The organism is Mesobacillus maritimus (assembly GCF_023715205.1).
Classification (GTDB): Bacteria; Bacillota; Bacilli; order Bacillales; family Cytobacillaceae; genus Mesobacillus_B; species Mesobacillus_B maritimus_C.
The window spans coordinates 149,427-171,207 of sequence record NZ_JAMBNR010000007.1 but is presented as its reverse complement, the minus strand read 5'-3'; the positions used below and the strand labels follow the sequence as shown (position 1 = coordinate 171,207).

The 21,781-nt window shown below is 38.8% G+C and carries 28 protein-coding genes; 7 read left to right on the top strand and 21 right to left on the bottom strand.

What is annotated here, in order from left to right:
- Positions 1 to 3: 3 nt before the first annotated feature.
- From spoIIAB to M3182_RS11885, 12 genes are all read right to left on the bottom strand, one after another.
- Complete coding sequence (gene spoIIAB, locus M3182_RS11940; RefSeq protein WP_251430174.1) at positions 4 to 444, bottom strand: anti-sigma F factor; 441 nt, start codon at positions 442 to 444, stop codon at positions 4 to 6.
- A 3-nt stretch (positions 445 to 447) separates the two neighbouring features.
- Complete coding sequence (spoIIAA, locus tag M3182_RS11935; RefSeq protein WP_251430177.1) at positions 448 to 798, bottom strand: anti-sigma F factor antagonist; 351 nt, start codon at positions 796 to 798, stop codon at positions 448 to 450.
- Between the two features lie 143 nt (positions 799 to 941).
- A complete protein-coding gene (locus M3182_RS11930; RefSeq protein ID WP_285867885.1) occupies positions 942 to 2,117 on the bottom strand; it encodes a D-alanyl-D-alanine carboxypeptidase family protein in 1,176 nt (391 codons plus the stop codon).
- A gap of 111 nt (positions 2,118 to 2,228) precedes the next feature.
- Positions 2,229 to 3,533: a pyrimidine-nucleoside phosphorylase gene (locus tag M3182_RS11925; protein ID WP_251430180.1), complete on the bottom strand. Its 1,305-nt coding sequence runs from the start codon at positions 3,531 to 3,533 to the stop codon at positions 2,229 to 2,231.
- Between the two features lie 29 nt (positions 3,534 to 3,562).
- A complete protein-coding gene (locus M3182_RS11920) occupies positions 3,563 to 4,384 on the bottom strand; it encodes a purine-nucleoside phosphorylase (protein WP_251430183.1) in 822 nt (273 codons plus the stop codon).
- A 12-nt stretch (positions 4,385 to 4,396) separates the two neighbouring features.
- Entirely contained in the window at positions 4,397 to 5,578 is a 1,182-nt protein-coding gene (gene deoB / locus M3182_RS11915) for a phosphopentomutase (RefSeq protein WP_251430186.1), read from the bottom strand.
- 302 nt (positions 5,579 to 5,880) lie between these two features.
- Entirely contained in the window at positions 5,881 to 6,774 is an 894-nt protein-coding gene (gene xerD / locus M3182_RS11910; protein WP_251430189.1) for a site-specific tyrosine recombinase XerD, read from the bottom strand.
- Between the two features lie 5 nt (positions 6,775 to 6,779).
- Entirely contained in the window at positions 6,780 to 7,004 is a 225-nt protein-coding gene (locus M3182_RS11905; RefSeq protein WP_251430192.1) for a YqzK family protein, read from the bottom strand.
- Positions 7,005 to 7,336: 332 nt separating this feature from the next.
- Positions 7,337 to 7,825 carry a ferric iron uptake transcriptional regulator gene (fur, locus tag M3182_RS11900; RefSeq protein WP_251430195.1) on the bottom strand — a complete coding sequence of 163 codons (489 nt, stop codon included), beginning with the start codon at positions 7,823 to 7,825 and terminating at the stop codon, positions 7,337 to 7,339.
- A gap of 117 nt (positions 7,826 to 7,942) precedes the next feature.
- Positions 7,943 to 8,584 (bottom strand): stage II sporulation protein M, encoded by a 642-nt coding sequence (spoIIM, locus tag M3182_RS11895; RefSeq protein WP_251430198.1) that lies wholly within the window; start codon positions 8,582 to 8,584, stop codon positions 7,943 to 7,945.
- A 115-nt stretch (positions 8,585 to 8,699) separates the two neighbouring features.
- Entirely contained in the window at positions 8,700 to 9,863 is a 1,164-nt protein-coding gene (locus M3182_RS11890) for a TIGR00375 family protein (RefSeq protein ID WP_251430201.1), read from the bottom strand.
- Complete coding sequence (locus M3182_RS11885) at positions 9,864 to 10,415, bottom strand: NUDIX hydrolase (RefSeq protein WP_251430204.1); 552 nt, start codon at positions 10,413 to 10,415, stop codon at positions 9,864 to 9,866.
- Positions 10,416 to 10,488: 73 nt separating this feature from the next.
- Between M3182_RS11885 and mciZ the strand changes: the two genes are divergently transcribed.
- Positions 10,489 to 10,635: a Z-ring formation inhibitor MciZ gene (gene mciZ / locus M3182_RS11880; RefSeq protein WP_251430207.1), complete on the top strand. Its 147-nt coding sequence runs from the start codon at positions 10,489 to 10,491 to the stop codon at positions 10,633 to 10,635.
- A gap of 57 nt (positions 10,636 to 10,692) precedes the next feature.
- Positions 10,693 to 11,604 (top strand): aldo/keto reductase, encoded by a 912-nt coding sequence (locus M3182_RS11875; protein WP_251430210.1) that lies wholly within the window; start codon positions 10,693 to 10,695, stop codon positions 11,602 to 11,604.
- Between the two features lie 58 nt (positions 11,605 to 11,662).
- Here M3182_RS11875 and M3182_RS11870 read toward each other — a convergent pair whose 3' ends face one another.
- From M3182_RS11870 to M3182_RS11860, 3 genes are all read right to left on the bottom strand, one after another.
- Positions 11,663 to 12,190, bottom strand: a complete 528-nt coding sequence (locus M3182_RS11870; protein ID WP_251430212.1) for a GrpB family protein — start codon at positions 12,188 to 12,190, stop codon at positions 11,663 to 11,665.
- A complete protein-coding gene (locus tag M3182_RS11865; RefSeq protein ID WP_251430214.1) occupies positions 12,187 to 12,447 on the bottom strand; it encodes a YqkE family protein in 261 nt (86 codons plus the stop codon). The genes M3182_RS11870 and M3182_RS11865 overlap by 4 nt, the downstream gene beginning before the upstream one ends.
- Positions 12,448 to 12,694: 247 nt before the next feature.
- Positions 12,695 to 13,882, bottom strand: a complete 1,188-nt coding sequence (locus tag M3182_RS11860) for an acetyl-CoA C-acetyltransferase (protein WP_251430216.1) — start codon at positions 13,880 to 13,882, stop codon at positions 12,695 to 12,697.
- A gap of 195 nt (positions 13,883 to 14,077) precedes the next feature.
- Between M3182_RS11860 and M3182_RS26155 the strand changes: the two genes are divergently transcribed.
- Positions 14,078 to 14,212 (top strand): hypothetical protein, encoded by a 135-nt coding sequence (locus M3182_RS26155; RefSeq protein WP_285867877.1) that lies wholly within the window; start codon positions 14,078 to 14,080, stop codon positions 14,210 to 14,212.
- 101 nt (positions 14,213 to 14,313) lie between these two features.
- Complete coding sequence (locus tag M3182_RS11855; protein ID WP_251430218.1) at positions 14,314 to 15,228, top strand: alpha/beta hydrolase; 915 nt, start codon at positions 14,314 to 14,316, stop codon at positions 15,226 to 15,228.
- Positions 15,229 to 15,260: 32 nt separating this feature from the next.
- On the opposite strand, the gene M3182_RS11850 is transcribed toward M3182_RS11855, so the two are convergent.
- On the bottom strand, positions 15,261 to 15,581 hold the full coding sequence (locus M3182_RS11850) for an iron-sulfur cluster biosynthesis family protein (protein WP_251430529.1): 321 nt from the start codon (positions 15,579 to 15,581) through the stop codon (positions 15,261 to 15,263).
- A gap of 146 nt (positions 15,582 to 15,727) precedes the next feature.
- On the opposite strand from M3182_RS11850, the gene M3182_RS11845 reads away from it, so the two are divergent.
- Positions 15,728 to 15,934 (top strand): CDGSH iron-sulfur domain-containing protein, encoded by a 207-nt coding sequence (locus tag M3182_RS11845; RefSeq protein WP_251430220.1) that lies wholly within the window; start codon positions 15,728 to 15,730, stop codon positions 15,932 to 15,934.
- A 37-nt stretch (positions 15,935 to 15,971) separates the two neighbouring features.
- Here M3182_RS11845 and M3182_RS11840 read toward each other — a convergent pair whose 3' ends face one another.
- Together M3182_RS11840 and M3182_RS11835 are read right to left on the bottom strand one after the other, a co-directional pair.
- Positions 15,972 to 16,307, bottom strand: coding sequence for a YolD-like family protein (locus M3182_RS11840; RefSeq protein ID WP_251430222.1), 336 nt, complete (start codon positions 16,305 to 16,307; stop codon positions 15,972 to 15,974).
- Positions 16,308 to 16,335: 28 nt separating this feature from the next.
- Entirely contained in the window at positions 16,336 to 17,595 is a 1,260-nt protein-coding gene (locus tag M3182_RS11835; RefSeq protein ID WP_251430224.1) for a Y-family DNA polymerase, read from the bottom strand.
- Positions 17,596 to 17,808: 213 nt separating this feature from the next.
- On the opposite strand from M3182_RS11835, the gene M3182_RS11830 reads away from it, so the two are divergent.
- The gene (locus M3182_RS11830; RefSeq protein WP_251430226.1) at positions 17,809 to 17,997 is read left to right on the top strand and encodes a YqzH family protein; all 189 of its coding nucleotides are present in this window, start codon (positions 17,809 to 17,811) and stop codon (positions 17,995 to 17,997) included.
- Positions 17,998 to 18,067: 70 nt separating this feature from the next.
- Here M3182_RS11830 and M3182_RS11825 read toward each other — a convergent pair whose 3' ends face one another.
- Positions 18,068 to 18,862, bottom strand: a complete 795-nt coding sequence (locus M3182_RS11825; RefSeq protein WP_251430230.1) for an SDR family NAD(P)-dependent oxidoreductase — start codon at positions 18,860 to 18,862, stop codon at positions 18,068 to 18,070.
- Positions 18,863 to 19,179: 317 nt separating this feature from the next.
- Here M3182_RS11825 and namA point away from each other — a divergent pair, with 317 nt between their 5' ends.
- A complete protein-coding gene (namA, locus tag M3182_RS11820; protein WP_251430233.1) occupies positions 19,180 to 20,202 on the top strand; it encodes an NADPH dehydrogenase NamA in 1,023 nt (340 codons plus the stop codon).
- A 99-nt stretch (positions 20,203 to 20,301) separates the two neighbouring features.
- On the opposite strand, the gene M3182_RS11815 is transcribed toward namA, so the two are convergent.
- Together M3182_RS11815 and rnz are read right to left on the bottom strand one after the other, a co-directional pair.
- A complete protein-coding gene (locus M3182_RS11815) occupies positions 20,302 to 20,688 on the bottom strand; it encodes a hypothetical protein (protein WP_251430237.1) in 387 nt (128 codons plus the stop codon).
- A gap of 137 nt (positions 20,689 to 20,825) precedes the next feature.
- Positions 20,826 to 21,752, bottom strand: coding sequence for a ribonuclease Z (gene rnz, locus M3182_RS11810; RefSeq protein WP_251430241.1), 927 nt, complete (start codon positions 21,750 to 21,752; stop codon positions 20,826 to 20,828).
- Between the last annotated feature and the right edge of the window lie 29 nt (positions 21,753 to 21,781).

The window sequence follows — 21,781 nt, the reverse complement described above, 5'->3', positions numbered from 1 at the left end:
TCCTTAATTGCACAGTGCTTTACTTTTCAGCAAGTGTTTTTTCATACGAATTTCAGTGCCGAAGCCAGGCTCTGATCGAACTTCTACTTCATCCATAAAATTCTCCATGATCGTAAAACCCATGCCAGATCGCTCAAGCTCCGGCTTCGACGTATATAGTGGCTGTCTAGCTTCATCAATATCCTGTATGCCGACGCCTTTGTCTCTAATCACTAACTCGACAAAATTATCTTCTAATACAACAGAAATATACACTTTTCCATCGTGGCTATTTTCATATCCATGTATAATTGAGTTTGTGACAGCCTCAGAAACGACCGTTTTAATTTCTGTTAATTCATCCACAGTTGGATCTAATTGAGCAATAAAAGCTGCCACTGTTACTCGCGCAAACGATTCATTCTGACTTAAAGCGCTGAATTGAAGATTCATCTCATTTTTCATTCGTCACGCAACCCCCAATCTTTCTAATGCGTTTTCCTCTGACTGCTCAAGCCGTACAATTTTAAACAAGCCTGACATATCAAATAACCGTTTGATTGGAGGGGTAACGGCGCACACGATCATTTCTCCATGCAACTGTTTTATATGCTTATATCTTCCCAAAACAACACCAAGACCTGAACTGTCCATGAAGGTTAAGTGTTCAAGATTCAGAACAATATTACGGATATTCTGCTCCTCAATTGCACTTGTTGCCCTCTGGCGCAATTCATCAGCTGCATGGTGATCCAACTCACCGTCCAGACGAATACATAAGATGTCATTTTTAACTTCCATTTCAATGTTAAGACTCACGGATTCATTGCCTCCTTATCTGGTATAAGGAGTCAAATTCGCCATATACATAGCAAATCCTTCTTTATGGACAAAACTAGTGGCCATTCGCTAAAACTAGTTTTAAGGTGTGTACATTCGACAACTACTTCCTTTTAAAGCAACTACTCTGTTCTAGTAAACATGCCAAATGAGCGCTTATAAAGCTGCCACCAACTTGCCTTTTTAACTGCTTCACTAGCTACTAACTTTGTTTCAACTAATGTCTTTCCATCTTGGATTAGCTTTAAGGTTCCAACCTGGTCGCCTTTTTCAATCGGTGCTTTTAAATCTTTCTTAATAGAGATTTTTTCCTCGATTTTTTTAATATCCTCACCTTTTTTTGTTAGCAAAGAAATCCGCTCAGAAGTTACCGCTTCCACATTCTTTTCGCTTCCCTTACTAATACCAGCTTTTCCAAGGACACGACCTTTTTCATACATCGGATGTGATTCATATTGACTAAATGCATAATCAAGCATTTTTGTTACCTGTGCATTTCTCGATTTAGACGTAGGCGCACCAAAAACAACAGCTATGACCCTCATGCCCTCTTTTTCTGCAGTAGCTGTTAAGCAATATTTAGCCTCACTCGTAAACCCTGTTTTTAATCCGTCAACACCAGGATAAAACCGAACCAATCGATTCGTGTTTACCAGCCAAAACTTTTTATCAGAGCCTTCCCGAAGATAATCTTCGTACTTCCCTGTAAACTTTGTAATTGTCTCATATTTTAAAAGTTCCTTTGCCATTACGGCCATATCATGTGCTGTACTATAATGGTTGTCTGTCGGTAGTCCGGTTGAGTTTTTAAAAGCCGTATCCTTAAGTCCAAGTTCTTTTACTTTTTCATTCATTAATTTGACAAACTCTTCTTCAGAACCAGCTAACCTTTCAGCCATTGCCACCGAAGCATCATTTGCCGAGCCAATCGCAATTCCTCTTAACATCTCTTCGACCGTCATCTCTTCCCCTGGCTCCAAGAAGATTTGCGACCCACCCATAGATGCAGCATACTCGCTAGTACGGATTTTTTCATCCCACTTTAGTCTACCTTCATCTAAGGCCTCCATGATTAAAAGCATTGTCATAATTTTAGTCATACTTGCTGGTGGTAATTGTTCTTTGCTGTTTTTGTCATAGAGAACTTTGCCTGTGTCCCGTTCGATTAGCACTGCCGATAGTGAATCATCTGCAAGTTGAACCCCACCGCCGTTTTCATTTGCAAATGCTGTTGGAGCGAACAAAGATGTAATCATAACGGAAACGATCATTAGACTGAAAATACCTTTACGTCTCATGGCCATAAACCTCCTATCTTTATAAGCACTATTTTTTCCAGTAAATCCTTTTTTATACAGCCAAATAAATAAAAAAAGAAGCGGATCAATTTCCGCTTCTTTCTGTCTTTCTTATACTGTTATCTCCTCATGGATAAGTGTTGGAGCCTTAACCTCATCCTTAGTAAGAAGAATATTGTTATATAAAATTTCTTTGACTTCATTAACGTCTTCAAAATTACTATAGATGGTAAGCAAAGATTCACCTTTCGCTACCTGGTCGCCAATTTTTTTATGAAGCACTAGACCAACCGCTAAATCGATTTCTGATTCCTTGGTCGCTCTCCCAGCTCCTAATAACATGGCTGCCGTTCCAATTTCATCAGCAACAATCTCAGATATATAGCCTTCCTCTTTCGCTTCAAGTTCAATTTTAAACTTAGCTTGTGGTAATTTTGTTACATCATCCACTACTGATGCATCGCCACCCTGCGAGCTTAAAAAGACTTTAAACGATTCAAGTGCCGAGCCATCCTCGATAGCCTTTTCAAGCATTCCACGTGCTTCAACCAATGAACCTGCTTTCTTGGCTAAATAAACCATATGGCTCCCTAACGTTAAGCAAAGTTCCGTTAAATCTTCCGGCCCTTCACCTTTGAGCGTTTCAATTGCCTCTTTAACCTCAAGAGCGTTTCCAATGGCATATCCTAATGGTTGACTCATATCAGAAATCACTGCCATTGTGTTTCGGCCAACATTATTCCCGATTTGTACCATCGCTTTCGCAAGTTCACGAGAATCTTCTAGGGTTTTCATAAACGCACCTGCACCCGTTTTTACGTCGAGAACAATAGCATCTGCACCAGCGGCAATTTTTTTACTCATAATTGAACTTGCAATCAACGGTATACTATCCACTGTTGCTGTCACATCACGTAGCGCATATAACTTTTTATCGGCTGGTGTTAGATTGCCACTTTGACCAATAACCGCAATTTTATTTTTATTTACAAGAGAGATAAACTCCTCGTTATCTATTTCAACATGGAAACCTTCAACAGCCTCGAGCTTATCGATTGTTCCACCTGTATGCCCTAAACCTCTCCCAGACATTTTTGCCACTGGGACGCCTACTGCTGCTACTAGGGGGCCAAGAACTAAGGTAGTTGTATCACCCACTCCACCAGTTGAGTGCTTATCAACCTTAATCCCTTCAATTTTTGAAAGATCAATCTGGTCTCCTGAACCTACCATTGCCATCGTTAAATCTGCACGTTCGCTTTCAGTCATACCTTTAAAATAAATCGCCATTGTCAAGGCACTCAATTGATAATCAGGGATTGTTCCGTCCGTATATCCTTTTATAATGAACTCAATTTCTTCAGATGTTAGTTCTAGACCATCGCGTTTTTTTTCTATTAAATCAACCATTCTCATTTCGATCACCACTTACCGATTATTTTTGATTAGGCTTTTCCGATTTCTTTGACAAGTTCTTTTACATAAAGCAAGAAAGTCGCTTTTACCTTTTCTGTTGTTTCAATAACCTCATCATGGGATAATGGCTGATCAAGAATTCCAGCAGCCATATTTGAGATACAAGAAATCCCTAGTACTTGCATACCTGAATGTCTTGCAACAATTACCTCAGGCACTGTAGACATGCCCACTGCATCTCCCCCAAGGGTTCTTAGCATGCGAACTTCCGCAGGGGTTTCATATACTGGCCCAGAGTTCCCCACATAAACTCCTTCTTGTACCTTAATATCCAAAGTTTCGGCTGTTCTTTTAGCCAAAGCACGTAAATTTCTTGAATAAGCTTCACTTAAATCAGGGAAACGAGGTCCCAACTCAGCATCATTAGGTCCAATTAAAGGATTTGTCCCCATATTATTAATATGGTCGGAAATTAACATTAAGTCCCCTGGTGAGAAGCTTTCATTTACTCCTCCTGCAGCATTTGTCACTATTAATGTTTCAATTCCCAACTCCTTCATAACCCTTACTGGGAAAGTAACTTTATCCATGCTGTATCCTTCATAAAAATGAAAGCGTCCCTGCATTGCTGCAACGGTGAATCCACTAAGTTTTCCTAACACCAGTTGACCTGCATGCCCTTCTACGGTTGAGACAGGAAAATCAGGAATTTCGCTATAAGGAATCTTTACAGGATTTTCAATTTCATCCGCTAAAATTCCGAGCCCTGAGCCTAAAATTAGCCCTATTTGTGGTTGATCGGTAAATTTTTGTTTCAAAAATTCTGCTGCGTTTTTAATTTTCGTTATCATTCATATCCACCTCTACTTCAATTCGTTCAGGAAACTCTTCCCATATTCCGGCATTTTCACTTTAAAGTTCTCGGCAACTGAAGCGCCGATATCCGCAAATGTATCACGTAGTGGTAATTCTTTCCCAGCTTCCATTCCTTTTGAATAAACAAGTAATGGTACATATTCACGAGTATGATCTGTTCCATGATGGACTGGGTCATTTCCATGGTCAGCAGTAATGATGAGGAGATCATCTTCTTTAAGCTTTTCAAAAACCTCCGTAAGTCTTGCATCATACTCTTCAAGCGCTTTCCCATAACCGATTGGATCTCTTCGATGGCCGTAGAGTGCATCAAAATCAACTAAATTCAAAAAGCTTAATCCTGTAAAATCCATTTCTAAGGTTTCAAGCAATTTATCCATTCCATCCATATTGGATACAGTACGAAGTGACTTAGTCACACCCTCGCCATCGTAAATATCAGAAATTTTCCCGATTGCAATCACATCTAGGCCACCGTCTTGAAGTTCATTCATGACTGTACGCCCAAAAGGCTTAAGAGCATAATCATGGCGGTTCGCTGTGCGTTTGAAGTCCCCTGGCGTCCCAACAAATGGACGGGCAATTACGCGCCCAACCATGTATTTCTCATCAAGAGTCAATTCACGTGCAATCTTACAAATCTTATAAAGTTCATCAATTGGTACAATCTCTTCATGAGCCGCAATTTGTAAAACAGAATCGGCCGATGTATAGACAATCAGCGCGCCTGTTTTCATATGCTCTTCGCCTAATTCATCTAAAATTGCAGTCCCACTTGCAGGCTTATTTCCGATCACTTTTCGCCCTGTTTTTGACTCTAACTCAGAGATTAGTTCATCCGGGAAACCATCAGGAAAAACCTGAAATGGAGTTTTTATGTTGAGCCCCATGATTTCCCAATGCCCAGTCATCGTATCTTTACCGACTGACGCTTCTTGCATTTTTGTATAATATGCTAGTGGCTTTTCCGCTTTTTCTACGCCTTTTATTTCTCGAATATTACTCAAACCGAGCTTTGCCATATTTGGCATTTTAAGCCCGTTCATTTTCTCAGCAATATGCCCAAATGTATCCGCACCCTTATCGCCAAATTGTTCAGCATCTGGTGCTTCGCCAATTCCTACAGAGTCCATTACAACTAAAAAGACCCTTTTATATGTATAAGACATTTTATCTCCTCCTTAATTAAGATGAATGCGATTCCATTTTAGTTCCGTAATTGGAATACCAAAAAGTCTTAACTCACTGATCTTTATCTACAAAGAATAACAGTCAGATTTCCGAATTATTTTGCCCTATTTATCCATTACTAACCTTAAAATCCTCTTAAATATCCTTAAGATTCTCTTAAACGTCAGAAGTCTGACAACCTAATCTTACTAATCTTCTATCGAAAAAACAAGAAAAAGCTGCCTCTAATTTAGGCAACTTTTTGAACTCTTCATGAACCTTCTATGAAACTGTAAAAAACTTAAGCTCTCGGATGGAATTTGCTATATACATCCTTCAATCTTGTTTTGGTTACATGGGTGTAGATTTGCGTAGTTGAAATATCAGCATGTCCTAACATTTCCTGTACGGCTCGTAAATCTGCCCCGTTTTCAAGTAAATGCGTTGCAAATGAGTGTCTTAACGTGTGAGGGGTAAGCTCTTTCTTAATATTCGCTTCGTTTGCTAATCGCTTCAGGATTTTCCAAAAACCTTGTCTTGTTAACCTTTTCCCATGAAAATTTAAAAATAATGCATCATCTTTATGGTTCTTGGATACAAATTTGGGTCTTCCCTGTTGTAAGTATTCCTCTAGAGCAGTTGAAGCAGTTTTTCCAATTGGAATAATTCTTTCCTTATTCCCTTTCCCTATGCAACGAACAAACCCCATTGTTAAATGAACATCTGCCATATTTAAACCAATTAGTTCACTAACTCTTATCCCTGTTGCGTATAAAAGCTCAAGCATAGCTTTGTCTCTGTATCCATAGTGGTCTACAAGTTTTGGAGCATCAAGCAAGACTTCCACTTCTTGGAGGCTTAAAACTTTCGGTAACGTACGTTCATGTTGTGGACTTTCAATATGGACGGTTGGATCATGTCCAACTACTCTTTCCCTTAACAGGAATTGGTGAAACGCTCTGATTGAAGCGATATGCCTAGCAATCGTTTTCGATGATTTTCCGTCATCTTTTAGATGTGCAAGGAAACGAATGATGTGAGTTCGTTGAGCTAGTTCGAAATCGCTGACACTTTCAGTTGTCTTTAAATAAGCGATATAGCTCTTTAAATCACGTTCGTATGATACTACCGTATTCTTTGACAGCCCTTTTTCTACCACTAAAAAGTGGATGAAATCTTTAAGATGCTCATTCATTCTGATTACTCCCCATTCAAATAAAACAAAATCAGCCGGTCCAACATTCTGCCTTTCTCAGCGGAATCCCCTCCTGAAACCTTAATCGCAGCGCCCTCTGGCTCGTCGTACCGATGATAATTCTGATACTCTTCATTTACCCACATAATACCATAATAAAACAGAATCGTGCATCCTGTAAAAAAGACGAAAATCTTTAATGAGTGTAAAAACATCGTTATATATTTCATTTAAATGCCCCCGAATAGCTTTATAGTACAAGATATGCCAAGGGGAACAAAGAATATACATGAAAGTGTTAAATCCTGTTGATACAAAGGGGGTTTGCCCTTTAATCATTAAAAGTAGGTCTTTTGTAAAACCTGTTTTCGTAAAAATCCAAAACCGATTTAGGTAGATAAAGCCATTTTTTACGTTGAAAATAAGTTTATACGCTCTTTTTTCATAAATGAAGCAATTTTTCAGTTTAACCTAGCTCAAGCAGTTGGATTTTTGTTCATAAGCGACAAAACTTGATAAAAGAGTAAAAAAAACTCTTTCTCATGATGAGAAAGAGTTTTTCTTATGCCTGTTCTGCTTTTTCATTTTCATTTAATGATTCAGACTCTTCGTCTTTTTCCTGACACCGATAACAAATACCATGAAAGGTTAAACGGTGGTCTTTTATTTTAAACTTCCAATCCCGTTCAACAATTTCCTCCACATCATCTAACAAATCTTCTTGGATTTCATCTACTGCACCACATTCAATACAGACTAGATGATGGTGAAAATGGGCTGCACCTTCTTGGCGGAGATCGTAACGGGAAACACCGTCCCCAAAATTAATTTTATCGACTATTTTCAGTTCTGTTAAAAGTTCAAGCGTCCGGTACACTGTCGCAAGACCAATCTCAGGAGATTTTTCTTTCACAAGAAGATAAACATCTTCTGCACTTAAATGGTCTTCCTCGTTTTCTAATAAGACACGAACAGTTGCTTCACGTTGTGGTGTTAATTTATAACTGGACGAATGCAGCTGTTTCTTTATTCTTTCAATTCTAGTTTCCATACAGATAGTCTTCACTCCCCCGCCCACTGTCACCTATATTATAGCAGAATGAAAAGGAGATTCATAATAAAATTATTACAAATAAGAAAAGATAACTATTCTTTTCTTATAGTCATTCTAACTGTTAGATAGAATAACTGCTTTGAGCAAAGCAGGTGAAATTAATGATTCGACACCTGCAGCTCCTGCAATCACGACTAACGCCCCTAAGAAACAAAAAAGATACCTAAAAAATAGTGGAAATACTGGTTGACTAATTTTTTTCATAAATTGATTCCGAATCATTCTTAATGAAAACATGACACTTAATGCTGCCATTATGATGAAAACAGGGATGATAATCAAATTTTGTGGCAGAATTGAAACAAATGAAAGTAAAAAGCCATTCCACCCCATTTGATTGACCAGAAATCCGACTGTAAAGCCGACAGTCACACCCTTAATAAACAACATAATTAAGATGATTGGAAGACCAATAATTGATATTCCTAAAATCCAAATTAAACCGATAAATTTACTATTATGAAAGAAGCTTTGGATAAATAAATCCTTCGGAGCATTGAATTCTCCATCAGCAGCTTGTCCAAAAAATTGCGAAAGATAGTAAAATAAATCCTCCTTTTGTGTAAAGCTGAGACTATTAACAATTACGGCTCCAAAAATAACTCCCATCAGAAATAGTACAATCACAAACAAATAAATAGAGGAATACTCACGGAAATGATTAGCTGCGACGTTATGGTATTTTCTTTTCTTCATAGACTTTCCTCCTGCACCATTGGATATTAAATTTTATGCAGGAGATTTCGTTCTATGACTAGCATTTTGCAGATTCATTTTACTAGAAAAAAACTAGTGATTCGAAATTGTTATATTAGGTTTCAATAATTTTTCCGTATTTTCCTCCGCCTCCAGCATGTACCTTAAGGTCTCCACTCCGAGCTTGAACAATCAACTCTGCAACCTTACTTGGAACAACTTCCTTCAATGCTGATTCGGGAACCTCATGTAAAACCGCCATTTCTGTACCAAAATGGTTCATTAACTTTTCTAGTAATTTCGGCCCTAGTCCAGGAATAAAATCAAGTGGAATTTGATGAATATACGGTGGGCGATATGGGAGGTTCTCCTCCTCTGATTTTAACTCCGCAATCCGGTCAGCAACCCCTTTTACAATTTTACTTTTTCCACATACTGAACATGGATTCCCTTCTGAAATTGGGAGTAGACAGTTTGCACATACCGTACGATGGTACTTCCCTAGCAACGGATCTAGCCCATAATTGGCCGCTACACCCCTTCCCTCTTCGCCTCTCAGTACCTTACCGAACTCAGTAAAAGACACTTCGTTCATATAAAGCTTTTGATACTCTCTAGCGATTTTTTTCAAAGAGTGGGCATCTGAATTTGTTAAAAACGGATAAGCACTTAATTCTGCTAGCTGTTCTGCCATTTTTGTGTTTGCACTTAATCCTAATTCAACACCATCAATAAGGGTAGGATCGAATACTTCTGTAAGTGAACGCCGTACCCCTTTTCCATACAAACTCTTAAAAGGGGTAAAAACGTGCGCCGGTATAAATAGACCATTCAACTCTTTGGTTTTATGTTGCAACTCTTTTCCAGTCACATATACACGTTGAGAACTTAAATGAATATTCTTTAAGTGATTTGATAACCACTCAGAAAAAAGGCGCATTGTTTCCATTGTTGGGAAAAAGCATAGTACATGAATTGGGCCAGAAGTTTCCTCACTGTTGATTTCCAATTCTGTTCCTAAAAATATCCCCATTCCTCCATACAATAAGCCACCGTCAGGATGCTCGATTACTTCACCAGCAGCCATCAAATCTTCCAGTTCTTCTAACACTTCTGGTGAATGGCAATCAATTATTCCAACAATATCTAATCCTTTTATATCTCTCGCATGTCCGATAATATTTGTCAAAGTTAACGTTTTTGAACCGGTAATTTTTACTGCCCTGCCTGATTTTGTTCTACCAATATGGATATGTAAATCGGCAAAGTATTCCTTCATTTATTTCCCCATCGCTTTCTGCAACTGTAAATATTGGACAGCAAAAGCCGTTTTGGCATCATAAATTTTTTGTTGTTTCATGAAGTCAACGGCCTCTTCTAATGAAACTTCAATTAAATTCACAAATTCATCTTCATCCAAATCGGCAGCATCTACTTTCTTCTTAAGTCCGGTTGCAATAAATAAATGGACCAATTCGTCCGCAAAACCCGGTGATGTATAAAACGAGATTAAAGGTTCAATTTTCTGACACTCATAACCTGTTTCTTCCTCTAGTTCCCGCAACGCACAAACCTCTGGCTTCTCCCCTTGTTCAAGCTTACCCGCGGGAATTTCTACGATTGCACGTTCTAACGCCTTTCGATATTGCTCAACCATTACGATTCGACCATCGTCTGTTAGCGCAATAATTGCCACCGCACCGGGATGTTTGATGATTTCCCTTTTTGATGTTTTACCATTTGGCAGCTCTACTTCATCCACCTGTAGACTAATAATTTTTCCTGTGAAAATCTTTTCTGTACTTAATGTCTTTTCTTCAAGCGAGCTCATGCTTTCACTCCTGTTCTAATCCGATATCAAATGCTCATACATTTTACCATACTGCATATAAGGTGGGATAAGGATGAAGGTTTATGTTTATGAGCATGGATTCATAATGTCCGGTAAGGCTTGGGAAATACGGCAAAAGCTAAAAGAATATCAAAAAGATTATCACTCTGTAAAAGAATGGGTAAACTCAGTCTCTAAGAGCCTTCCCCGTTCACAATAGTTGTAGTCACCCTGTTTTCTTCGTTAAAATAAAGAAAACTAGAAACTGGGTGGTAAAATGAAAAAAACTCAAATAGGTAAATCAGATTTACAAGTTAGCGCCATTGGGCTTGGATGCATGTCTCTCGGAACTGACGAACGAAAAGCACAAGAAATTATTGAGGTAGCTCTCGAGGAAGGAATTAATTATTTCGATACAGCAGACTTGTATGATTTCGGTGAAAACGAAAAAATCATCGGACAGTCTTTAAAAAACGTACGTGAAGATGTCATTATTGCAACAAAAGCTGGTAATCGGTGGAATGATCGCAAAGACGGATGGAGTTGGGATCCATCAAAACACTATATTAAAGAAGCTGTTAAACAAAGCTTAAAACGTCTTCAAACAGATTATATCGATCTTTACCAACTTCATGGAGGTACAATCGATGATCCAATTGATGAAACCATTGAAGCGTTTGAGGAGCTAAAAGCAGAGGGATACATTCGTTATTATGGTATATCCTCTATTCGACCAAATGTAATAAGGGAATATATTCAAAAATCCAATATCATCTCTGTTATGATGCAGTATAGTATGCTAGACCGCCGGCCTGAGGAAGAATCATTATCCTTACTCAATAACCACAATATTAGTGTTGTAACTAGAGGCTCTGTTGCTAAAGGACTACTAAGCAATAAGTTCGCTGAAAAAATATCAGACAATGGTTTCCTTGATTATCACAAAGAAGAATTGCAAAATTTGCTCCCTCTTCTGAAAGAGAATTTGGCATCCTCGCGACCACTGGAGGAAGTCGCTTTACAGTATAATCTCGCCCATCCGGCTGTAGCTTCCGTTGTAACCGGTGCAAGCTCTGTTCAGCAAGTACGTGCCAATGCCCAAGCCGTTCGCTCACAACCGCTTTCCTCTAAAGAAATCGACTTTATTCAAAAAGTAACGAAAGCAAATAGATACAATGCCCATCGTTAAAGAGAAAAGTGGTATTCATTGAAGCATTCAAACTAAAAAAGCGGCCATTGCCGCTTTTTTAGTCAGTTGCTTTCCAAACATACGCTTGTTGTTCAATCAGCTTAATATATGGATCTTTCTCATCCATGTAGGCCTCTATATTATCTGGATGTTTAGCAGCTGCGTTTTCCTTTATTTCTCCATATTTCTTCGCCTGCTCTGAATGAGCTCGTAAATAATCTCGAAACACTAAATGACGTTGAACTTCAGCATTTCCTTTTACAAATGCATGAACGTGATACAAATGGTTTCCTTGTTTGTCTACTTTCTGAAAATAACGGCGACCTGGTATTCCGTTTTCTCCCTTTGACTCATAGCCTGCTTCCTCAAACATAGGCGTAGCCTCGTCAATCAACTCTATACTGACAGTTTCAAGTAAAACATCGATAATCGGTTTTGCACTTAATCCGGGCACTGACGTGCTGCCAATATGATGAATCAAAACCTCGTCTTCATGAAACCATTTCCCTAATAAAGCTTCTTCTTCTTTAAATAAAACCAGCCACTTCGGATGATAAGGAACTACTTCAACCTTCCGTTTACTCATTTAAATTTTTCCCAATCCATATCACTTTGAGCGAGGAGTTCTTCAAACGACATATTCTTCTCACGACGTTTTTGCTCTTCACGCCTTTTTTTCGCTGCTATTTCTTTTTGCTCTTGTTGCTTCTTTTCCTCTTGCTCTTTTAGCTCTTTTTGTTTTGCTTTTAATTGTGACATCAAATCGTTGTTCAACCGATCTCCTAGTGTAACCGGTTTGTCTTCTTTCTTTGCTTGTGATTTTGTTTGTTTTCTCTTTTTCATGACTCTCCCTCAATTTCTATTGGTTTTTATACGCTTTTTTCTATGAGAAAAAAACCTGCAAGTTTACTAATTAAACAACTTTTACGTATATAGCCTATAGCAAAATTATAGCAACATAGTGCTAAATCGCAAGCGCGCTGTATGTTGACTTTAGCCTATAAAAAACAGAAACGCCCTGAGTGGACGTTTCTGCGCTAATTCTTTTCTCTTCATATCTAAAAGTCAAAGTTTGAGAAAAGAGCTTTATTTAAGCTAGTTCAACTACTGTTGCGACGCCTTGACCACCACCAATACATAATGTAGCTAATCCAGTCTTCGCTTTTCGACGTTGCATTTCATGAATCAATGTAACCAGAATTCTTGCCCCACTAGCTCCAATTGGATGACCAAGTGCAATGGCTCCACCGTTTACATTTAATATTTCTTTATTTAAATTTAATTCCCGATCGACCGCTAAAGATTGTGCAGCAAACGCTTCGTTAGCTTCGATTAGTTCAATTTCCTCCAAGGTCATTCCCGCTTTGGACAGCGCTTTCTTTACTGCCGCCACCGGGCCAATCCCCATTATACTTGGGTCCACTCCGGCGCTCGCATTAGCTTTTATTGTCACTAGTGGTTTTAACCCTAATTCTTCTGCCTTCTTTTTACTCATGACGACTAATGCTGCTGCGCCATCATTAATTCCTGATGCATTCCCTGCTGTTACGCTCCCATCCTTTTTAAAAGCTGGGCGCAGATTAGCTAGCTTTTCGGAAGTTGTTCCACTTTTTGGATACTCATCTGTATCAAATACAATCGGATCTTTTTTTCGTTGAGGAATAATTACCGGCACTATCTCATCCTTAAATTTCCCTGCCTCAATTGCTTGTACCGCTTTTTGCTGACTCAAAGCAGAGAATTCATCCTGTTCTTCTCGTTTGATTTCATATTTATCACATAGGTTTTCTGCTGTTATTCCCATATGGTAATCGTTAAACGCACACCATAATCCATCTTTTATCATGCTATCAACAAGCTTTTGATCGCCCATTCTGAAACCTTCACGAGCGCTATTTAACAAATAAGGCGCTTGACTCATATTCTCCATTCCACCTGCTACAATAACGTCGGCATCACCTGTAATTATCGCTTGAACAGCAAGATGGACTGCTTTTAAACCTGAACCACAAACTTTATTAATTGTCAAAGCAGACACTGATTCCGGGAGACCCGCCTTTAAGGCTGCTTGTCTCGCTGGATTCTGCCCCAAACCAGCCTGCAGGACATTCCCGAGAATCACTTCATCAACTTGGTCTGGTTGTAACCCCGCTTTTTCCAAAGCCCCTTTTATAACGGTTGCTCCTAACTCAGGTGCTGAAACGTTCTTTAAACTACCATTAAAATTTCCTATTGCTGTTCTTATTGCGCTCACAATGACAACATCATTTTGCCCCATTCTTTTCATCCTCTCTTTCTTTTTCCTCCTATCTATTTCGAGTACATCACTCGCTTTTCCTTCTATTTATTTGAAAGTTCCAACTATTGTTCTGGTGAGATTCAGTTACCCCTTAATCTTTATTTACCTGCATAGCTAGCGAACCTAAAGCCATCTTATTAATGTAGTCACTTTTTTCAGAAGGGAGACACTAGAATGAGCAGAAAACGCGATAAAGGATACAGTCAACAGGGTAAGCCAAATGCTAATAATGTTAAACAAAAAATAGCTGTTGAAGACCTTGATCGAGCAATCCATCCAACAAATCGTCAAAGTCGAAGTGAAGGATAAATTTCAAATATTTCACTAAGCCGTTCCACTGGGGCGGCTTTTCTGTTTTGCTATGAATAAAATGATAAAATAAAGACAATTACATGAATCGGAGGAGCATGATGAAAAGGTTTATCCGTTTTATAATCGCTATATTGTCCATCATTACAATGTTTGGTATTTATTTTACAAACCGAATTATGTATATCAAAAAGAAACGAGATGAAGAGATCGTAAAACGTGATGAAGTTGCTGGGTTATTAAAGCCCACAGATTATCAAGCACTCCCGAAAAGAGATCTATCCATCCAATCTCCTTTTGGTTATCCTTTAAAAGCGATTCTTATTGAACCTTGGGATACAAACCGGTACATGATTTTTTGTCATGGTGTGACTGAGAATAAACTTTCCTCGGTGAAATATATGAACCTTTTTATCGAACGCGGCTTTAACGCGATTATTTATGACCAGCGCCGCCATGGGGAATCTGGAGGAAAAACAACTAGCTATGGATTTTATGAAAAGTTTGATTTGAAAGCAGTTGTTGATTGGTTGAAAGCAGAAAAAGGTGAGAACCTTCTACTCGGTATCCATGGGGAATCGATGGGAGCATCAACGATGATTCAATATGCTGGAATGCTTGAAGATGGAGCAAATTTTTATGTTGCAGATTGCCCCTATTCAGATTTCCGTGAGCAATTAGCTCATGTGGTGAAAACGGAAGTAAAAATACCTCCGAAAATGATGTTACCTATTGCGACGTTGTTTCTGAAGATTCGCGACCGCTATCCATTAAAAGATGTCTCACCGCTTACTGCGATTGAAAAGATTGCAAAACCGATGTTGTTTATTCATAGCAAAAAAGATGACTATATACTACCAGACATGACAGAAAAGCTTTATGCGCACAAGTCAGGACCTAAGCAACTATTCCTCGCCGAAAACGGTGTTCACGCTCGCTCTTTGACGGAAAACCGGCAAGAATATCAACAAGTTTTAGATGATTTTTTAACAAAATATGTTTATGCCAACAAATAAAAAAAGTGAGCCTACTTTGTGTGGCCCACTTTTTATGCTGTTTTTGTTTTATCGATGAAGCTCATACATGGGTTGAAATATTGATTAGGACTTTTCAATTGAAAACATCCTTTTGCTGGAACAAAATCAATAATCATGTTTTCATCAAAAAAGATTTCTTTTGCTTTTTCAACAAAAACAGGTAAACCGTTTGTTTCAGCTGCACCATCCTCCTCATTTGGAGTCGAAACAAACCAAAGCATGGCAATTCCATTGACGGCACAACAGTCTTCTGTATCATACTCTATTTTAAAAACGCCTTGTTTTCCTGCAGTTCGTTCAATAAGCTGTTTCTCAGCAGCTTCGGTAATCATAATCTTCACTGTTTTCATCCCTTTATTTTCGTCTTGTATTGTATATAGTGTATCATGCGATTTCTTATCTGTCGTATGACTTGCATTTTCACTTGTTCCCACTTACGATTATAAATAAGAATTGGAAATATTAGGAGGGGTTTTCGATGTCAAAGATTCAGATTAAAGTTAACGACAATGGCTCCCTACGCATCTCTGGAGACGTAGAACTGCTTGATGGAGAAGGAAATGTATATGATACAAAGCCAACTTTTTCACTTTGTCGCTGTGGCATGAGCAATAACAAACCTTTCTGTGACGGTAGCCATAAAGGAAAATTCGAGTCAGCTGTTCGCGTTGAGAAAGACCTCTAAGTAAAAACTGGGCAATGGCGTGCCATTGCTCTTTGCTTTATTCTTCCACTTTGCAAACATCGACCACATCAGAAAGAGCAATTCGATGAAGAGACTCAAATCTATCCATGATATGCAGTTTGTTAACTAGTGCGTCCCAATAGCAAATTCTTCCGACGACAATCTCATATTTATGCTGTCGATAATGGGTAATTGCTACTTGGTAATTGAATTCCATTGCCCCAAGAATGGTTTCATTCATTTGTTCAAGCTGTTGCTCATCCAAAACCTTCTCTTGTTCATACTCATCCTCTTGTACCCACTCTCTCAGCATTTTAACATGTTCAGGAAGCATCATTGATGTCCATTTTATCCTTCCACGATCACGAATCATTATTTATCCTCACTTCCTCTTGATTCATTTAACCTTTATGCCCGCCTACTAGTTTTGCTCGATGAAGGGCCGTTCCTCCCGGCGTATAAGACACCGCCCGTAGTAATGCGGTTGAACCATGACGAGCACGAATTTTATCCATTGTATAGCCTAACTTATGTCGTCTCCAACCATCCGGGTCAAAGAGGTCGAGCTGAAATTGAGTATCTGGAGTCAGATTCCCAAGCGAAACGGCAATGCTACGCACGGTTTTCCCTGTGTAATTTTCCGAAAACAACTCAAGGCATACGCGATAAAGTTCCATTGTAATATTTGTTGGAATTTCAATTGTTCGTGAGCGATGAAACCCTCCTCCAAATTCATCCTGACTGTAGCCAATTCCGAAGCTGATCGTCCGCCCAGCTTTTCCATGACTTCTTGCTCGACGTGCTACTTCCTCACATATTTCTAAAATTACATGTTTAATTTCTTCTTTATCCTTGTAATCACGGAGAAGGATTTGGCTTTTTCCAAAGCTAATCTGCCCTTCGACAATCGGGGCACCAATTTCAGAAAAATCGATCCCCCAAGCGTGGTGATACAACTGATTGCCCATAATTCCAAACTTTTTCTCTAACTTTTCAAGATCATAGCGTGCCAGTTGGCCTACCGTAAAAATCCCCATGCCGTTTAATGTTTTTTCTACACGACGACCAATTCCCCACATTTCTCTTAGTGGCGACACTTTCCATAATTTTGCTTGAACATCTTGGTACGTCCATTCAGCAACACCTTTCGTTTTTGCCTCTAAATCTAGGCAAAGTTTAGCCATGAGCATATTAGGTCCAATCCCAACTGCAGAAGGCAGCTGAAACTCCCGTTCAATGTCATCTCTAATTTTCTCAGCAATGCTCCTTGCCCCACCAAAAAGCTTAGATGTACCATCAACCTTTATAAAACTTTCGTCTACACTATAAGTGTGGATTGCTTCTTTAGGGGCATATCGATTGAATACCTTTGAAATTTCGGTGGAAATCCTCAAATATGTTGACATCTTAGGATCAACAATATGAATGCGTGGGTCATCTGGAACTTCAAACAATCTTGAACCCGTTTTAATTCCAAATTCTTTTTTTAAACGAGGAGAAGCGGCAAGAACAACGCTGCCCGTTCGATCCGTATTTCCGACAACAGCAAGATAACAATCAAGCGGATCAAGCCCCAACATCACAGCAGAGCAACTTGCATAAAAACTCTTCATATCGATACATAAAATCTGATTTTGCGGCATGTTGGTATAATCGAACAATGCCCTGCCCCTCCTCTTTGATGATCAACACTTATATCAAGAACGTCCGTTCCCTAATTATTATATTCCTCATCATAAGCGAATATGTGTTCGGTTGCAATAGGAATTTTTCCCATCAACGTTCTAAATAGCTTTTATTCCAACCAATAGATTTTTGTAAGACTGCATGATTCTCACTTTGAAAAGGCCTATAATTAATTTGAGGTGCAACGAATGGAGAAAAAACTCATTCGAAAAATGATTCAGAACTGCTTGTTACAATACAGTACAGGGGAAGAGTTCATTTCAATAGAGGATACCGAGAAAATGTGCGAAAAAATAGTCACACTAAAGGCAGCAGACCCAAGCATCGACCTATACGAGGCCGTTAATGATACCGTATATGAATTTTTAACCAGTTAAACTGTATAAGTGATGATTAATAAGCCCGCTTAAAATAGAAAAACCGGCTGTTTTTAAACAGCCGGTTTTTCTATTTTTTATTAAATGCTCGTTTGCCAATTCGCTCAAATGCCCGTGGAAACAGAGCATAAATAGTACTACCTGCATTCATCCATCTTGGCAGATTAATTTCTCTAGTGCTTGTCATCATTCGTTCTACCACTTTTTTCGCAACATACTCGGGTTGAAGCATAAATTTTTTCACATTGTTAACATATGTCCCTTGTTTATCTGCAATCTCAAAGAAATTCGTTTCAATGGGCCCTGGGTTTACAGAAGTAACATAAATTCCCTCATCACTTACTTCCATGCGCAAACTATTGGTATACCCGAGCACAGCATGTTTGGTCGCCGAGTAAACGCTCGATTTCGGCGTCGCTATCTTGCCAGCTTGTGATGCAATGTTAATGATATGTCCACTCTTCCTCCCTTTCATGCTAGGGAGTACCATCGATGTACAGGCCACTAATCCAATTACATTTACCTCAAACATCGATTTTACCTCGGCTAAATCAGCTTCATGAGCATGACGAAAAACACCAAATCCGGCATTGTTCACAAGAATATCAACATGTGTTATTTCAGACAAAACTTCCTTGAAAACACGTTGGACGGCCTCCGTATCAGCAACATCCAAGCTTTTTACCACAACATGTACACCGAATTCATTTTCAAGCTCTTTTTTTAACTGTTCAAGTTTATCAACACTACGAGCTAGGAGAACCAAGTTAGCACCTGATTGCGCTGAAAGTCGAGCCATTTCCGCCCCAATTCCTCCGGACGCCCCCGTAATGACAATATTTTTTTCTTTTATACGATTGTTCATAAGCCTCACCTCATATGGCTTCGTAAAGTAGTTTTGCTTTTTTCTCTAGTCCTCAGGGTAAAATCCATTCAACCAATAACTAGTTCGTTCTTTTTGGATAAAACAAAAAGAGGATTCTCCAGCTATCAAAATGCGGATTAAACTGTGAGCGGGATTGTGAAACCTCATCTCCACTTTGCCAGTTTACCATTTTCTACTTGTCTTTTATATTTTGAAGACTCTTTTCTCAAACATTGTTCCCTACAAAACGAACAAAGAGAAAAATAACATCTCTCCTGTTATACTTATACCGAAAATAAAAAACAGGAGGGTTTATATTGGACCGAAAATTATTTACTCCCTATCAAGTAAAAAATCTAACATTAAAGAATCGAATTGTCATGGCTCCGATGTGCATGTACTCCGTTGAGAAAGAAGATGGAAAGGTCACAGACTGGCATCATACTCACTACGAAAGTAGAGCAATTGGACAAGTCGGTCTCGTAATTTTAGAAGCGACAGCAGTCACTTCCCAAGGTCGTATCTCCCCTAATGACCTTGGAATCTGGAGCGATGAGCATATCGAGGGTCTACAAGAGCTAGTAAAGCGAATTAACAGACATGGGGCAAAAGCAGGAATTCAGATTGCTCACGCAGGAAGAAAAGCAGAACTACCTGAGGAAATTATTGCACCTTCTGCTCTAGCCTTTAACGAACGGTATAAGCAACCAAAAGAGATGACAAAAGAGGACATCAAAAATACCATTGAAGCATTCAGGTTAGCTGCGGAAAGGGCAAAGAAAGCAGGTTTTGAAGTCATTGAGATTCATGCTGCGCACGGTTATTTAATCAATCAATTTTTATCACCACTCACAAACAAGCGTGAGGATGAATACGGCGGCACCCAAGAGAACCGCTATAGATTTCTCCGTGAAGTCATTGATGCAGTGAAAACCGTGTGGGAAGGTCCACTATTTGTAAGGGTGTCAGCTTGTGATTACAATGAAGAAGGCTTAACTATAGACGACTACATAACAATAGCCAAGTCGATGAAGGAACAAGGTGTTGATTTGATTGATGTTAGTTCGGGTGCCGTTGTACCAGCAAGAATCAATGTTTATCCTGGCTATCAAGTTAAATTCGCAGAAAAAATCAAACATGAATCCGAGGTTCCAACAGGTGCAGTTGGCTTAATTACAACAGGGATACAAGCTGAGGAAATTCTCCAAAACAACCGAGCAGATCTCATTTTTATTGCACGGGAACTTCTCCGTGACCCTTACTGGCCTCGAACTGCTGCGAAAGAGCTCGGTACCGAGATTGAATCACCAAAACAGTATATCCGTGGATGGAATGCATAGTAGATCAGTTATTGTGGAGCAACCTATAATAACAGGCTAAATAACAATGTAATTCACAAGTCTTTAAAAAGCTCAGGTACCTCTGAGCTTTTTAAAGACTTAATTAATTAAGTCATAAACAACTTCTGAGAGCCTATGTCTTATTACTAATTGTGTCTTTCTAATCTTCTCGTCTAATTTCTGAATATCTTCTGTTTGGACTTCCCATGGTAATTTTGTTTCATTTTCAAGTCTGGTGACTTCGTTTTCAATCCATTGTTGTGACACTTTATAAATCTTGAGGCAGGTCTCCTGGTCTTGGAACTCTTCTGGGAGTTTATAATGTAAATTATACATTCGTGTTTGAAATTCTTTTTGTTTTTTATCGGAATTACACATTTGAAAAATACTAATAAGTTCATTAATAAATTTGAAATCAAACTCTTCTGCATGCATCTTTTTTTCTATGTTAGCAAATGTAATCTTCTCTAACGCATTTTTATTCAACGCATCTTTCCCCCTTACTATACAGTCCTGCCGATTTCCATCTCTAGATAAATTAATAAATTACTTATTTCTTATATTTTTCAATAACAACCTTAATCGTATCCAAGGACCAAAGTTTAATAAAGAACCTATATCTATTAATCTTTTCTAAGCGGAATACCCACTTCTAAAAAGTCTTCCGCAATCATTGTCTCAGCAAATACCGTTCTAGCCTCTTGAACAAGCTGTAGCCATGCCTCGCGATCATAACGGGAACTAATATGTGTCAGACATAATTTTTTTACGTTGGCTATTTGTGCTGCTTCTGCCGCTTGAATCGTTGTTGAATGATAATACTCATGTGCAAGTTCCCCATCGTCCCCAGCAAATGTTGCTTCATGAATTAGGAAATCTGCATCTTTTGCAAGACTATGAATAGCATCGCAAGGTCTTGTGTCACCTAAAATCGTTACAATCCGCCCTTTCTGTGGTTTCCCAAGAAAATCAGATGGATTCAGCTTTTGCCCATTAAACTCGACCGTATGTCCTTCTTTAATCTTTTTATAAATTGGACCAGGCTTCACACCAATTGCTTGTAATTTATCAGCTAACAATTGACCAGGGAGATCTTTTTCGACCACTCGGTAACCGAAAGAAGGCAGACCATGGTCTAAGAGTTTCGCTTCCACGTGAAATTGATGATCCTCAAAAACCGTCCCTTCCTCCACTTCAATAATTTCAAGTGGATATTTCAGGTACGTTTTGCTTACTCTTAAACTAATATCAAGATAGTCCTTAATTCCACTAGGACCATAAACGGTCACTTTCGTATTGCCACCTTGAAAAGAACGACTAGATAAAAGGCCCGGCAAACCATATATGTGATCCCCATGAAGATGGGTAATAAATACTTTTTCAATTCGTCTAGGTTTAATACTTGTATGTAATATTTGATGTTGCGTAGCTTCTCCACAATCAAAAAGCCAAATGCTCCCGCGCTCTTCAAGTAGCTTAAGAGCAATTGAAGTTACATTTCTAAGCTTTGCCGGGACTCCAGCTCCCGTCCCTAAAAAAAATACGTCCATCCTTCTAACTCCTTATGTATTGCAACAAC

What these genes read in the sequence shown, in the direction of transcription:
- M3182_RS11890 (WP_251430201.1), bottom strand. Translation starts at nt 9,863, where the DNA reads ATGAAGGAATACTTTGCCGATTTACATATCCATATTGGTAGAACAAAA.
- spoIIAB (WP_251430174.1), bottom strand. Translation starts at nt 444, where the DNA reads ATGAAAAATGAGATGAATCTTCAATTCAGCGCTTTAAGTCAGAATGAA.
- M3182_RS11855 (WP_251430218.1), top strand. Translation starts at nt 14,314, where the DNA reads ATGAAAAGGTTTATCCGTTTTATAATCGCTATATTGTCCATCATTACA.
- fur (WP_251430195.1), bottom strand. Translation starts at nt 7,825, where the DNA reads ATGGAAACTAGAATTGAAAGAATAAAGAAACAGCTGCATTCGTCCAGT.
- M3182_RS26155 (WP_285867877.1), top strand. Translation starts at nt 14,078, where the DNA reads ATGAGCAGAAAACGCGATAAAGGATACAGTCAACAGGGTAAGCCAAAT.
- M3182_RS11870 (WP_251430212.1), bottom strand. Translation starts at nt 12,190, where the DNA reads ATGAGTAAACGGAAGGTTGAAGTAGTTCCTTATCATCCGAAGTGGCTG.
- M3182_RS11885 (WP_251430204.1), bottom strand. Translation starts at nt 10,415, where the DNA reads ATGAGCTCGCTTGAAGAAAAGACATTAAGTACAGAAAAGATTTTCACA.
- M3182_RS11865 (WP_251430214.1), bottom strand. Translation starts at nt 12,447, where the DNA reads ATGAAAAAGAGAAAACAAACAAAATCACAAGCAAAGAAAGAAGACAAA.
- rnz (WP_251430241.1), bottom strand. Translation starts at nt 21,752, where the DNA reads ATGGACGTATTTTTTTTAGGGACGGGAGCTGGAGTCCCGGCAAAGCTT.
- xerD (WP_251430189.1), bottom strand. Translation starts at nt 6,774, where the DNA reads ATGAATGAGCATCTTAAAGATTTCATCCACTTTTTAGTGGTAGAAAAA.
- M3182_RS11850 (WP_251430529.1), bottom strand. Translation starts at nt 15,581, where the DNA reads ATGATTACCGAAGCTGCTGAGAAACAGCTTATTGAACGAACTGCAGGA.
- M3182_RS11905 (WP_251430192.1), bottom strand. Translation starts at nt 7,004, where the DNA reads ATGAAATATATAACGATGTTTTTACACTCATTAAAGATTTTCGTCTTT.
- M3182_RS11840 (WP_251430222.1), bottom strand. Translation starts at nt 16,307, where the DNA reads ATGATTCGTGATCGTGGAAGGATAAAATGGACATCAATGATGCTTCCT.
- spoIIM (WP_251430198.1), bottom strand. Translation starts at nt 8,584, where the DNA reads ATGAAGAAAAGAAAATACCATAACGTCGCAGCTAATCATTTCCGTGAG.
- M3182_RS11920 (WP_251430183.1), bottom strand. Translation starts at nt 4,384, where the DNA reads ATGATAACGAAAATTAAAAACGCAGCAGAATTTTTGAAACAAAAATTT.
- M3182_RS11875 (WP_251430210.1), top strand. Translation starts at nt 10,693, where the DNA reads ATGAAAAAAACTCAAATAGGTAAATCAGATTTACAAGTTAGCGCCATT.
- deoB (WP_251430186.1), bottom strand. Translation starts at nt 5,578, where the DNA reads ATGTCTTATACATATAAAAGGGTCTTTTTAGTTGTAATGGACTCTGTA.
- mciZ (WP_251430207.1), top strand. Translation starts at nt 10,489, where the DNA reads ATGAAGGTTTATGTTTATGAGCATGGATTCATAATGTCCGGTAAGGCT.
- M3182_RS11860 (WP_251430216.1), bottom strand. Translation starts at nt 13,882, where the DNA reads ATGGGGCAAAATGATGTTGTCATTGTGAGCGCAATAAGAACAGCAATA.
- M3182_RS11830 (WP_251430226.1), top strand. Translation starts at nt 17,809, where the DNA reads ATGGAGAAAAAACTCATTCGAAAAATGATTCAGAACTGCTTGTTACAA.
- M3182_RS11925 (WP_251430180.1), bottom strand. Translation starts at nt 3,533, where the DNA reads ATGAGAATGGTTGATTTAATAGAAAAAAAACGCGATGGTCTAGAACTA.
- M3182_RS11845 (WP_251430220.1), top strand. Translation starts at nt 15,728, where the DNA reads ATGTCAAAGATTCAGATTAAAGTTAACGACAATGGCTCCCTACGCATC.
- M3182_RS11825 (WP_251430230.1), bottom strand. Translation starts at nt 18,862, where the DNA reads ATGAACAATCGTATAAAAGAAAAAAATATTGTCATTACGGGGGCGTCC.
- M3182_RS11930 (WP_285867885.1), bottom strand. Translation starts at nt 2,117, where the DNA reads ATGAGACGTAAAGGTATTTTCAGTCTAATGATCGTTTCCGTTATGATT.